Raw genomic sequence first — 11,462 nt, 5'->3', positions numbered from 1 at the left:
CTCCGTGGCGCTGGGGCTGTTCGGCCTGGGGCTGTACGTGCGGCGGAAGCGGAGGGAGCGGGCAGGCGGCGGCGTGAATCCGGAGCAGGCGGCGGGGCGCGCGCGGTAGGGTTCCAAGGCGATGAGTGACGCGAGCCGTGAGCCGGCGCCGAAGCTGACCCTCGAGGTGCGGGACCTGCACAAGTCGTTTGGCGGGCAGGCGGCGCTGCGGGGCGTGGACCTGGTGGTGCCGGAGGGCACGACCTGCGTGCTGATGGGCGTGTCCGGTTCGGGCAAGACGGTCCTGATGAAGCACATCATGGGCCTGATGCGGCCGGACCGGGGCGTGGTGCTGGTGGAGGGCGCGGAGGTCGCGAAGATGAACGAGCCCGAGCTCAACCAGATGCGCCGCAAGCTGGGCATCCTCTTCCAGGCGAACGCGCTGTTCGACTCGCTGAACGTCTTCGACAACGTGGCGTTCCCGCTGCGCGAGCGCACGAAGATGTCCGAGCCGGACATCACCCAGACGGTGAACGAGACGCTGGGGAAGGTGGGCCTGTCACACGCGGCCACGCGCTTTCCGGGAGAGCTGTCCGGCGGCATGCAGAAGCGCGTGGGCTTCGCGCGAGCGACCATCCTCCAGCCCAAGATTCTCCTCTACGACGACCCCACGGCGGGCCTGGATCCGCTCACCACGGCGGCGGTGAACGAAATCATCACCACGGGCAAGCAGCAGCTGGGCGCCACGTCGCTGGTGATTACGCCGGACGTGGCCTCCGCCTTCGGCATGGCGGACAACCTGGCGCTGATGCACGAGGGGCGCGTGGTGGAGTACGGCCCGCCGGACCACTTCCGTCAGTCGCAGCACCCGGAGGTGAAGGCCTTCCTGCGCAACTGGTTGCGGAGGCGCTCCGCGCAGACCCGGACGCCCCAGGCCTGATAGGCTGCGGCGGCCCGGGGGCCGGCGGGTTCGTGGAGGAAGCAGGAGTCCGCATGTCCCGTCGTCCGCTGCGCCCCGTGTTCAAGCGTCTGTGGTTGCTCGCGCCCGTCGCCACGTTGGGCGTGGGGTGTTCCTCCACGTGGAATTGCCGGGAAGGCACGGAGCAGAGCCTCTTCCCCCTGCCCGCCACCCTTCGTGACGGAAGCGTGCCCACGGAGGAAACGTCCTGTGCAGAGTTGTGCGAGGCGCTTGGGGCGTCCGTGCCCTGCTTTCGCGTTGCAGGAGACAAGGACGGTTACTATCCCGACGCGGTGAGCTGCGAGGCACCGCTCGTCTGCGACGGGCGGCGGCCGGAAGGACTGTGCAGCGACGGCGCGGTGGCGAAGGGGACGCCGGTCCTCGGAGCGCTCTTCGCGAAGATGGCGCACCTGGAGGCCGCGTCCGTGCCGGCGTTCGAAAGGCTCGCGGAAGAACTGGCCGGGCATGGAGCCCCGGAGCACCTGGTGCGAGCCGCGAGGCGCTCCGCGAAGGACGAGGTGCGCCACGCGGAGGCGATGGAGTCGCTGGCCCGCCGTCACGGAGCGCCGATGCCGGAGCTCCAGGTGCAGCCGTTCCAACCCCGTTCCTTGGAAGCGCTCGCCATCGAGAACGCGGTGGAGGGCTGCGTGCGGGAGACCTACGGCGCACTGCTGGCGGGCTGGCAGGCAAGAAGCGCGGAGGACGCACAGGTGCGCGAGTCCCTGGGCACCATCGCCCCGGACGAACTGAGGCACGCGGAGCTGTCCCTGGCCATCGACGCCTGGGCCATGGAGCAGCTGTCCCCGGAAGCCCGCGAGCGCGTGAACGCGGCCCGCCGCGAAGCCTGGCGCCAGCTGGAGCAGGACGCATCCGCCAGCCACCTGCCGGACGAAGTGGTCCGCCTGTCCGGTCTGCCCTCCGCGGACGTAGCAAGCCGTCTCGTCAGGGCGCTGGCGTCCGAGCTGATGCCCGGAGCGCTGGCGTAGTCAGCTCCCCGCGCCGCTCCTCGCCTCAGAGGGGCGGCAGCTTCTCCAGGAAGCCGGAGCGCGACAGCCACAGCATCAGCGCGAAGCTGATGGTGTTGAAGGCCGCGTGGGCCACGATGAGCGGCAGCAGCCGTCCCCGGTACCAGAGGACGAAGCCGAACCAGGCGCCCATCACGAACGTCTGGAAGACCGCCAGCGTGCCCTCGTAGAAGTGCCCCACGGAGAAGAGCACCGCCGCCACCCCGATGGCCGGCACCCAGCCTCCCAGCACCACCTTCAGCCGGGGCACCAGGAAGCCTCGGAAGACGAACTCCTCGAAGCCCGTCACCACCACCATGATGGCCGCGAAGGCCGGGACGCCCAGCCCCGTGTCCAGCAGCGCCGCCGCCACGTCCTTGCGCGCCGCCAGCTCCGCGCCCGCCAGCTTCAGCGCCACCGCGACCGCCGCCAGCGGCACCGACACCGCCAGGTGCACCGCGTACGTGCCCGCCAGCACCACGCCGCCCAGCAGCAGCTCCCGAGCCCAGCCCTCGCGCGTAAGCCCCACCTGCGCGGGCCCCTGGCCGTCACGCCACAACAGCACCGCCACCAGCAGGCACATGCCCAGCGCCCGGACGACCAGCGGCGCCATGGACAGCGAGAAGCCCTTCGACGCCGCCTCCGCGTCCGCCGCCACCCACGCGCCCGCGCCCGCTCCGCCCAGCGCCACCACCAGGCCCAGCACGCCCCACCACGCCCCCTTGCGCGAGGACTCCCACGGCCGCAGCAGCATCAACCCCCACGCCAGCAGCGCCAGCTCCACCGCCACCGCGGCCCCCCGGCCCAGCCGGGCCACCGACGACGGCCCCAGCACCGCGAAGAACACGAACGCGGCCTCCGCCAGCGCCTGGCGCTTCGGCGGGGCGTTCTCCAGGAGCACGGCGACATCACCACGAAGCACCACGGGCAATTCCTTCCGGCGCCACGGGGCAGGGGCCCGTGGGGTTCCCGGACACGCTAACGGCTTCGCCCCGCGGCCCACGGGTTTTCGTCCGCGCGACGCCCGGTTCAGGACGGGAGGGCGTCTGACCGTGCCCTCCCGCCCCGCGAAGCCGCCTACTGACAGGTGATGCCGGGCAGCCCCCGGTACGCACCCTGCGCCGTCCACCGCGTGTACGGCGTGCCGCAGGAGCCCGCGTAGGGGTCATCCGTGCCGTAGCCCGGGACCCAGTACTCGAAGTGCAGGTGCGGGCCCGTGGACGCGCCGGACGAACCCACGCGAGCGATCCAGTTGCCGCAGGCGAGCTGGGTGCCCCGCGCGTACTGCTGCGTGTAGGCCTTCAAGTGCCAGTACCAGGTCTGCGTGTTGTCCGGGTGCCGCATGATGATGTAGTTCGCCGTGTAGAGGCCGCACGCGGCATAGGGATTGGACTGGTTCCAGTAGTTGCACCGGTCGAAGTACCCATCCACCGACGACTCGACGTAGCCCCGCGCGGCGTTCATCGCCCAGACGCCGTAATCCATCTTGGAGAACCCGCCCACCAGGGCGTAGTCCGTGCCCGTGTGCCCGCTGTAGCGCACGCCGCCGCAGGCATAGTCCCGGCCGCCGTAGTCCTTGTACGCGCTCACCGTGCAGCCGCCGTTGCCGCATTGATCCGCCAGCTGTGACGCGGGAAAGCGGAACATCGTCTGCGCGGCGGAGACCGCCGGGAGCATGAGCAGCGCGAACGCCACCGTGAGCCGCTGAAGGGTCGAGCGCATCACTTCGCACCTCCCACGTCCGCTTCCGCATGGCCGGTGCGCACGTTGAGCTTCCAGAACGCGCCGCCGCCCGCGTTGTAGCGGAGCACGTCCTCGCTCAACCATTCCATGTGGTGGCTGGAGACGGGCGGGGGCACGAACTCCTTCGGCGGGCCGCCGAACAACATCCAGTTCTCCAGGCCCACGTTGGTGAGCTGTTTGGCCTCCGCGCCCTCCACCGTCGTGACGAAGAACGACGCCACGCTCGTCCGGCCGGACACGAACACCACCGTCCTGCCGTCGGGGGAGATGCTCGGCGTCGCGTCCACGCCCGGGCCGTCCGCCAGCACCTTCACGCGGCCGTTCAGGTCGATGATGCCCACCGCCGTCTCATGCGGGCCCGGGACGCCCGTCTTCAGCGTGGCCACCAGCGCGTCCCCCTTCGCCGTGGGGAACAGGTCGCCGCCCACCTGCTCGGCGAGCAGCCGCTCCTGGCCGTTCGCGTCGCGCAGACGCAAGGTGCCCGCGCCGTCCAGCAGCGCCACGTCCTGCCCCACGATGCGCGCCTCGCGGTACTTGAACTCCGGAGCCACCACGCGCACCGCGCCGGTGTCCTCCGCGTACCGGACGATGGCCAGCAGCGGCAGGTCATCCGTGCCCAGCGGCTCCACGGGAATCTCCGCGACGACGCCCGCCAGCATCTCCCGGCCCTGGCCGAAGAGCTGGACGAAGCGGGCCTTGGGCCCGAAGGCCTTCTCCACGGCGGGGACCAGGCTCTCGCGAGCCTTCGTCACGCGGCGCAGGTCCGTCGGGTTCGGAGGCCCTTCGGCGAAGGCTGGGGTACCCACCAGCGTCATCACGGCGAGTGCGAGAAATCGATTCTTCATTTCACTCCAGGGGATGAGGGGAAGACCGCGACAGGGGCGCGGTGACAGGGTTGTCTCAATGTCTGGGATTGAGTTGCTTTTAAACTGGTTATTCAAGACTAAGCGGAAATTTGAACGAGCGATGCAGGGGCACGTCCGGGCCGGGCGTGTTACGAGCCCTGCATGGCGAAAACCCTTCCCGAGCGTCCGCGCGCGGTCCTCGTTGGCGTGCAGCTTCCCGGTGTCACGGACGAGGCGCATGCCGCGGACCTCGCGGAGCTGAAGCGGCTGGTGCACACGCTGGGCTTCGACGCGGTGGCGACCCTGTCCCAGCGCAGGCAGCGGCTGGCCACCGGCACGGTGCTCGGCTCCGGCAAGCTCAAGGAGCTGGCCGCGCTCACCGGCGGCACCGGCGTCATCCCGTCCGGCGCGCAGGGCAAGGCGTCCAAGGCGCGCGAGAAGTGGGAGGCCGAAGCGGACGCGAATCCCGAAGCGGGAACCGAAGCCAGCGGCGACACGGACGTGGACGCGGAGGAGCCGTCCGGTGAGGACGACGACGCCGCCACGGACCTGGACCTGGAGGCCACCGCCATCGAGCCGGGCCCGAAGCCTACAGTGGTGGTCGTGGATCACGAGCTGTCCCCCGGCCAGCTGCGCAACCTGGAGCGGGCCACCGGCGCGCAGGTGCTGGACCGCGCGGGCGTCATCGTGGACATCTTCCACCGGCACGCGAAGAGCCATGAGGCGCGCATGCAGGTGGAGATTGCCCGGCTCAACTACCTGGCCCCGCGCCTGCGCGAATCCTCGGGAGGCAGCGAGCGCCAGCAGGGCCGCGGCTCGGGTGACTCCGCGGTGGAGCTGGACCGCCGGAAGATCCGCGACCGCCTGGCGGAATTGCGCGAGGGTCTGGCGGCCATCCAGAAGGACCAGGACCAGCGCCGCTACGCGCGTCGCGACCAGCTGCGCGTGGCGCTGGTGGGCTACACGAACGCGGGCAAGTCCTCGCTGATGCGCGCGCTGACGGGCAGCGCGGTGCTGGTGGCGGATCAGCTCTTCGCCACGCTCGACACGACGGTGCGCGCGATGCAGCCGGAGACCCGGCCGCGCATCCTCGTGTCCGACACGGTGGGCTTCATCCAGAAGCTGCCGCACGACCTGGTGGCGTCCTTCCGCTCCACGCTGGACGAAGCGCTGGAGGCGTCGCTGCTGCTCTACGTGGTGGACGCGTCCGACCCCACCTGGGCCGCGCAGCTGGAGGTCACCCGCACGGTGCTGCGCGAGATTGGCGCGGACGTGGTGCCGGGCAGGCTGATCTTCAACAAGGTGGACCGGCTGGACGCGGCGGCCCGGGAAGCGCTGAGCGCCGCGCACCCCGAAGCCATCCAGCTCTCCGCGCACCAGCCGGACGACGTGGCCATGCTGCGCAAGCAGGTCATCGCCTTCTTCGAGGCCTCCATGGTGGAGGCGGACCTGGTGATTCCCTACGCGCGGCAGGCCCGCATCGGCGAGGTGTACGAGCACACCACCGTGGTGTCCCAGGCCTACGACGAGACGGGCAGCCGCCTGCGCGTGAGGGGCCTGCCGGGCGCCATCGCCCGGCTCACGCGGTCCTTCCAGGAGTAGGCCTTCAGCGCACGACGGGCACGGTCACCGGCTCCTTGTCGTCCACGGTGACCTCCACCCGGCCCACGCGCCACAGCACCGGGTGGAACGCGAGGCTCAGCCGGTGCCCGTTCGCGGTCTCCACGACGGCCGTGCCCTCCTTGGGCAGGTAGTTGCCCACCTCATATTCGAGCGAGGTGACCGTGATGCGGTCGGTGCCGGACGGCCCCGTCAGCTCGCCCGGACCGTCGAACACCAGCGACGTGCCGCCGATGATGGGCAGCCCGTCGCGCTTCCCCACGGTGCTGTTGATGTGGAAGGTGTGGTCCTCACGGTTCGGCACCCGGCCTTCGACCTCGGCGAACAGGCGCGTCTCGTCGGCACACGTGCCATAGCCCACCTTCGCCTGGAGCGACTGGCCATCCACGGCCAATTCGCGCAGGTCCGCCTTCATCTCCATCAGGTCCTCACCGCCGCGGTACTCCAGCACCGCGCGTCCGGTGAAGCGCAGGCCGTGCACGTCACAGCCGCCGGACGGGAAGGACACGACGACGGAGTCGGTGACGTCATCCACGGCCTGCACGCGGGCGGTCGCGCAGGTCACCGACGCGCTCAGCCCCTCCACGGCGTGGTTGAGGAACGTGCGCCGGGGCTCGCCGCACGTGTACACGGGCATCAGGCCCAGCATCTCGAACGCGCCCCGCACCTGGTGCGTGGAGGCCGCCAGCCGCTCCACGCGCGCCGTCGCGTCGTCAATCTCCTCCTTCGTGGGCAGGTTGTCCCCACAGGCGGTGGTGGAAAGGGCGGCGAAGGCGGCAAGGCAGGCGATGCGGCGCATGAAGGGCTCCGGAAAGACGGTGCGGCTCCCCCCGCGCCATCGCGAGGGACCGTACCCCGGCCCAAGAGCAACCGTCATGCCCCCCTCAACCCCGCGAATCTCCAGGGAAAGGGGCTTCCCTGACCCCGGGCCCCGTGTGCAGCCCGCTGCGCACTCAAGGGCAGCCCTGTCCGGGCCGTCACGCGTCAAAACCTGTCCGACAGTCGGACAGGTTTTCGCGGGTCGCCCCCGGAGGGGCGCCTCCAGTCCAAGGGCCTACGACGCGCCTTCGTCCGGGGCCGAGGCTTCCAGACCCTCGCCTTCGTCCACGTCCGGCGCGTCGTCTTCCTCCACCTCGTCGTCCGGCTCCGGCCCGTCCACGTCCTCCGGCGCGGAGTCGGACGCCTCCGTGAGGACGGTGCCCAGCGGATAGATGACCAGGTGGCGCAGGGGCTCGCTGCCCACGCTCACGGCCTCCAGGTGGTTCTTCACGACCAGGGTGTGCTGCACCTTCCGCAGGCGCGGAGGGCGCGGCGCCAGCGGCAGGCTGATGCCCTCCGAGAGCACGCGCTGGATGGCCTCCTCCGCGTCCGCGACCGCGGCGTGCACGTCCGCCGGATCCACGCCCTCCAGCAGGTGGAACTCCGTGCGCAGCGCGCGGCGGATCTCCGTGGAGCTGTTGCGCTTGATGGCCAGCACCCGCGCCCCCACCCGTTCAGCGGCGCGGCGCAGGCGGGGCGAGTTCGCGCGGCTTCGCAGCGTGAGCACCAGCTCCGCGTTCTCCGGACGGCCCACCACCACGGCCTCCACCGGCAGGTCGCGCAGCACGCGCTCCAGCAGTTCGCGGCTCACCGCGTGCGCGGCGATGCGCGTGGGCCCGGGCCGGGGCGCGCCCAGCGCGGGCGTCCCCTTGGGCACGCGTCCGCCCGGGGGCGTGGCCTCCACCACCTCCGGCGCGGCCTCCACGTGCACGGCGCCGTCCTGCTGCCGCCGCTTCTCTCCGCCCACCTCCGCGCCCGTGAGCAGCCGGTCCACCGCGCCGCCCGTGTCGCGGTGCACGCGCACCTCGTCGCGGCTCACCATCTCCACCACGATGTCGAACGTGGGCGTGCCCTTGCGCTCCGTGACGGTCTTCTGTGTGCCCCGGCGCCGGGCCTCGTCGTCGCTCAGCGTGACGGTCTGCACGCCGCCCACCAGGTCGGACAGCGTGGGGTTCAACACCAGGTTCTCCAGCGTGTTGCCGTGCGCCGTCGCCACCAGCTGCACGCCGCGCTCCGCGATGGTGCGCGCGGCGGCGGCCTCCGCGGCGGTGCCAATCTCGTCCACCACGATGGCCTCGGGCATGTGGTTCTCCACCGCCTCGATCATCACGTCATGCTGACGGTCCGGCCGGCTCACCTGCATGCGCCGCGCGCCGCCGATGCCCCGGTGCGGGATGTCCCCATCGCCGCCAATCTCGTTGGACGTGTCCACCACCATCACGCGCTTGCCCAGCGCGTCCGCGAGCACGCGCGCCACCTCGCGCAGCTTCGTCGTCTTGCCCACGCCCGGCCGCCCGAGCAAGAGCAGGTTGCGCCCGGACTCCACCAGGTCGCGCAGCATGTCGATGGTGCCCTGGATGGCGCGCCCCACGCGCAGCGTCAGCCCCACCACGCGGCCCTGCCGGTTGCGGATGGCGGAGACGCGGTGGAGCGTGCGCTCGATGCCCGCGCGGTTGTCGCCGCCCACCTCACCCACGCGGGAGAGCACCGCCTGGAGCGCGTCCTGCTCCACGGGCGCTTCCGACAGGCGCGCCACGCCGTGCACCAGGCGGGCCTCCGGAGGGCGGCCCAGGTCCATCACCACTTCCAGCAGCTCCGCCTGGGGCAGCTTGCGCACCGCCTCCTGGAGGTGCGGCGGCAGGACGGCCACCAGCAGGTCGAAGTCATTGTCGGCGGAAGTTCCCGAAGCCATCTCCCAAAGCTGCCTCGCCACGCCCGCCCGCGCACGGCTTTCCTGTGCGCACCCGCGAGCGAAACGCCCGGAAAGACACTCCCTCCCGCCCGGCAGGCAGCCAGGCGCACCGCGCGTGACAGGGAGGAGCCAGACGGGGGCCATCCCTACCTTCAGGTCATGCCCACCGAGACGCAGGACCCCTCCTCCCTCTGGCCCCAGCTCGAGCAGGAGGCGCGCGAGCGCTTTGGCGTGGAGGACTTCCGGCCCGGACAGCGCGAAATCATGGAGGCGGTGCTCGCGGGGCGCGACGTGCTGGGCGTGCTGCCCACCGGCGCGGGCAAGAGCCTCACCTTCCAGCTGCCGGCCCTCTTCGTGCCCGGCGCCACCGTGGTGGTGAGCCCGCTGCTGGCGCTGATGCACGACCAGCGCGAACACCTCACGGAGCGCTACGACCTGGACGCGGCGAAGCTGGACTCCACGCTGAAGGCCGGCGAGCTGAGGGCGCTCCAGAAGGAGATCCGCCGGGGCGAGCACGAGTTCATCTACGTCACCCCCGAGCAGCTGGAGAACCCGGAGCGGCTGGCGCTGCTCAAGCGCGCGAACGTGAGCCTCTTCGTGGTGGACGAAGCGCACTGCGTCTCGCAGTGGGGCCACGACTTCCGGCCCGCGTACCTCGCGCTGGGGGACGCCATCCGGGCGCTCGGACGTCCCCGGGTGCTCGCGCTCACGGCCACGGCCACGCCGCGCGTGCGCGAGGACATCCGCGCGCAGCTGGGCATGGAGGACCCGGCGGTGGTGTGCACCGGCATCCAGCGCGACAACCTCACGCTGGAGGTCCACCGCACGGTGAACCCGGAGCTCAAGCGCCAGAAGCTGCTGGAGCTGCTGCGCGCCAACGACGGCAGCGCCATCGTCTACACGGCCACCGTGCGCAAGGCGGATGAGCTCTGGCGCTGGCTGCGCGCGGAAGGGCTGGAGGCCGGCCGCTACCACGGCAAGCTCAAGGCCGCCGAGCGCGAGGAGAACCAGCGCGGCTTCATGGACGGCACCACGCCCATCGTGGTGGCGACGAAGGCCTTCGGCCTGGGCATCGACAAGCCAGACCTGCGGCTCGTGGTGCACTACCACTTCCCCGACTCGCTGGAGAGCTACTACCAGGAGGCGGGCCGCGCGGGCCGCGACGGACAGCCCGCGAAGGCGGCGCTGCTGTACCGGCTGGAGGACCGCCGCATCCAGGGCTTCTTCCTGGGAGGCAAGTACCCGCGCCGCGACGAGAGCCAGCGCCTCTACCAGGCCGCGAGCACGCTGTGCGCGCAAGGCAGGAGCGTGGCCCTCAAGCGGCTGTCGGAAGCGAGCGGCCTGGGCGACAAGCGCACCCGCGTGCTGGTGGCGCAGCTGGTGGCCGCGGGCGTGCTGGAGAAGGGCGCGCGAGGCGTGAAGCAGCTGCGCGCCTTCGAGAAGCCCGAGGAGCTGGACGCGTACCTGCACGCGTACGAAGAGCGCCACCAGGGAGACCGCGAACGCCTGGACGCGATGATGCGCTACGGGAGCACCACCGCGTGCCGCTGGAAGGTGCTGGGCACCTACTTCGAGGAGCCGCTGGAGGACGACTGCGCCCGCTGCGACAACTGCCGCGCCCGCGCCGAAGGCCGCTTCGACGCCCGGCCTCCCGCCCGCGTGAAGCCTCCCGTATTTCACCGGGAGTATCAGTCCGGGGTCGCCGCCGCCCCTGCGGCGTAGAACCCTCTTTCCCTACCTTCGCGCGACACGGAGACCGGTAATCCGTACTCAATGTACAGGTCTCCCGGGTCTTCAGGCTTGGGGGCATTGTGCATGAATACAGGTATAGCGTATATTGCACAGCCTACCTGGACGTAAGGCACTTCAGACCTTTCCCCCGAGGTCTTGAAAGGCGGAGACGCGATGGCGGAAGGCAAGTTGAAGGCGCTTGTGGTGGATGATGACCCACTCGTGCTGGAGCTGGTGGAGCGCTCCATCAGCCGCTACGGCTTCGATGTCGTCACCACGCGCGCGGCGCTGGGCGTGGCCAACCTGCTGCGGACCGAGCAGCCGGACATCGTGCTCCTGGACGTGAACATCCCGGCGCTGAGCGGCGACCGCATCCTGGGCGTGGTGCGCCAGTTCGCGGGCCCCGACACGCTGTTCATCCTGTACTCGTCCATGGACGAGTCGCGGCTGCGCGAGCTGGTGCGCGCGTCCGGCGCGGACGGCTACATCCCCAAGGGTGTCACCGGTCCGGAGCTGGCGCTGAAGCTGTCCGGCATGCACCACAAGCGGATGGCGAACCGCCCCACGCCGGTGCTTCAGCGTGACGTGCCCGCGCCCCAGTCCCAGAGCACCACGGCCCAGGTGTCGGTGGCGTCGCGGTAGGTGTGGACGGTCTCGAACCCGACCCGCGCGTGCGCGCGTCGAAGAGGCCCTTCCCCCGGTGGGCCTTGTCCACGCACACCTGCCCCATCACGGCATACGGTTGCGACGACGGCATGGCGCGGGAGCATGGGCCCGCGCCATACCTTGCGGCGTCAGCGATCGAAACCGTCCAGCCACGACGAAGGCAGGGTCGGCGGGTCGTCCTGGGT

Annotated in this window: 10 protein-coding genes and 1 pseudogene; 5 read left to right on the top strand and 6 right to left on the bottom strand. The window is 71.0% G+C overall.

Translation table 11 applies throughout. The features are described 5' to 3' along the window. The first annotated feature begins 121 nt into the window (after nt 1–121). Complete coding sequence (locus D7X55_RS26310; RefSeq protein ID WP_120549186.1) at nt 122–919, top strand: ABC transporter ATP-binding protein; 798 nt, start codon at nt 122–124, stop codon at nt 917–919. Nucleotides 920–972: 53 nt separating this feature from the next. Then, nucleotides 973–1,923: a hypothetical protein gene (locus D7X55_RS26305; RefSeq protein WP_120549185.1), complete on the top strand. Its 951-nt coding sequence runs from the start codon at nt 973–975 to the stop codon at nt 1,921–1,923. Nucleotides 1,924–1,948: 25 nt separating this feature from the next. On the opposite strand, the gene D7X55_RS26300 is transcribed toward D7X55_RS26305, so the two are convergent. The 3 genes from D7X55_RS26300 to D7X55_RS26290 form a co-directional block, all read right to left on the bottom strand. Beyond that, nucleotides 1,949–2,866, bottom strand: coding sequence for a CPBP family intramembrane glutamic endopeptidase (locus D7X55_RS26300; RefSeq protein ID WP_233610073.1), 918 nt, complete (start codon nt 2,864–2,866; stop codon nt 1,949–1,951). Between the two features lie 152 nt (nt 2,867–3,018). Beyond that, the gene (locus D7X55_RS26295; protein WP_120549184.1) at nt 3,019–3,663 is read right to left on the bottom strand and encodes a M23 family metallopeptidase; all 645 of its coding nucleotides are present in this window, start codon (nt 3,661–3,663) and stop codon (nt 3,019–3,021) included. Further along, nucleotides 3,663–4,529, bottom strand: coding sequence for a PD40 domain-containing protein (locus D7X55_RS26290; RefSeq protein WP_120549183.1), 867 nt, complete (start codon nt 4,527–4,529; stop codon nt 3,663–3,665). Before D7X55_RS26290 ends, D7X55_RS26295 begins: the two co-directional genes overlap by 1 nt. A 162-nt stretch (nt 4,530–4,691) precedes the next feature. Between D7X55_RS26290 and hflX the strand changes: the two genes are divergently transcribed. Continuing rightward, nucleotides 4,692–6,131: a GTPase HflX gene (gene hflX, locus D7X55_RS26285; protein ID WP_120549182.1), complete on the top strand. Its 1,440-nt coding sequence runs from the start codon at nt 4,692–4,694 to the stop codon at nt 6,129–6,131. Between the two features lie 4 nt (nt 6,132–6,135). On the opposite strand, the gene D7X55_RS26280 is transcribed toward hflX, so the two are convergent. Both D7X55_RS26280 and D7X55_RS26275 read right to left on the bottom strand, forming a co-directional pair. Next, entirely contained in the window at nt 6,136–6,948 is an 813-nt protein-coding gene (locus D7X55_RS26280) for a hypothetical protein (RefSeq protein ID WP_233610072.1), read from the bottom strand. A gap of 255 nt (nt 6,949–7,203) precedes the next feature. Continuing rightward, nucleotides 7,204–8,880, bottom strand: a complete 1,677-nt coding sequence (locus D7X55_RS26275; RefSeq protein ID WP_120549180.1) for a R3H domain-containing nucleic acid-binding protein — start codon at nt 8,878–8,880, stop codon at nt 7,204–7,206. A gap of 159 nt (nt 8,881–9,039) precedes the next feature. Here D7X55_RS26275 and D7X55_RS26270 point away from each other — a divergent pair, with 159 nt between their 5' ends. Together D7X55_RS26270 and D7X55_RS26265 are read left to right on the top strand one after the other, a co-directional pair. Further along, nucleotides 9,040–10,602: an ATP-dependent DNA helicase RecQ gene (locus D7X55_RS26270; RefSeq protein ID WP_120549179.1), complete on the top strand. Its 1,563-nt coding sequence runs from the start codon at nt 9,040–9,042 to the stop codon at nt 10,600–10,602. 213 nt (nt 10,603–10,815) lie between these two features. Beyond that, nucleotides 10,816–11,253: a response regulator gene (locus tag D7X55_RS26265; RefSeq protein WP_306437748.1), complete on the top strand. Its 438-nt coding sequence runs from the start codon at nt 10,816–10,818 to the stop codon at nt 11,251–11,253. Here D7X55_RS26265 and D7X55_RS44815 read toward each other — a convergent pair. After that, nucleotides 11,187–11,350 (bottom strand): annotated as a pseudogene (locus D7X55_RS44815) (GNAT family N-acetyltransferase); the annotation flags it as partial. The gene D7X55_RS26265 and the pseudogene D7X55_RS44815 sit on opposite strands and share 67 nt — an antisense overlap. Nucleotides 11,351–11,462: the final 112 nt, after the last annotated feature.

The organism is Corallococcus sp. AB049A, assembly GCF_003668885.1.
GTDB lineage: Bacteria > Myxococcota > Myxococcia > Myxococcales > Myxococcaceae > Corallococcus > Corallococcus interemptor.
Note: the sequence above shows the minus strand (reverse complement) of the source record. Positions and strands in the feature narration are given on the sequence as shown.

Excerpts from the sequence above, each read along its gene's own strand:
- D7X55_RS26310 (WP_120549186.1), top strand. The coding sequence starts at position 122 with ATGAGTGACGCGAGCCGTGAGCCGGCGCCGAAGCTGACCCTCGAGGTG.
- D7X55_RS26305 (WP_120549185.1), top strand. The coding sequence starts at position 973 with ATGTCCCGTCGTCCGCTGCGCCCCGTGTTCAAGCGTCTGTGGTTGCTC.
- D7X55_RS26295 (WP_120549184.1), bottom strand. The coding sequence starts at position 3,663 with ATGCGCTCGACCCTTCAGCGGCTCACGGTGGCGTTCGCGCTGCTCATG.
- D7X55_RS26290 (WP_120549183.1), bottom strand. The coding sequence starts at position 4,529 with ATGAAGAATCGATTTCTCGCACTCGCCGTGATGACGCTGGTGGGTACC.
- hflX (WP_120549182.1), top strand. The coding sequence starts at position 4,692 with ATGGCGAAAACCCTTCCCGAGCGTCCGCGCGCGGTCCTCGTTGGCGTG.
- D7X55_RS26280 (WP_233610072.1), bottom strand. The coding sequence starts at position 6,948 with ATGCGCCGCATCGCCTGCCTTGCCGCCTTCGCCGCCCTTTCCACCACC.
- D7X55_RS26275 (WP_120549180.1), bottom strand. The coding sequence starts at position 8,880 with ATGGCTTCGGGAACTTCCGCCGACAATGACTTCGACCTGCTGGTGGCC.
- D7X55_RS26270 (WP_120549179.1), top strand. The coding sequence starts at position 9,040 with ATGCCCACCGAGACGCAGGACCCCTCCTCCCTCTGGCCCCAGCTCGAG.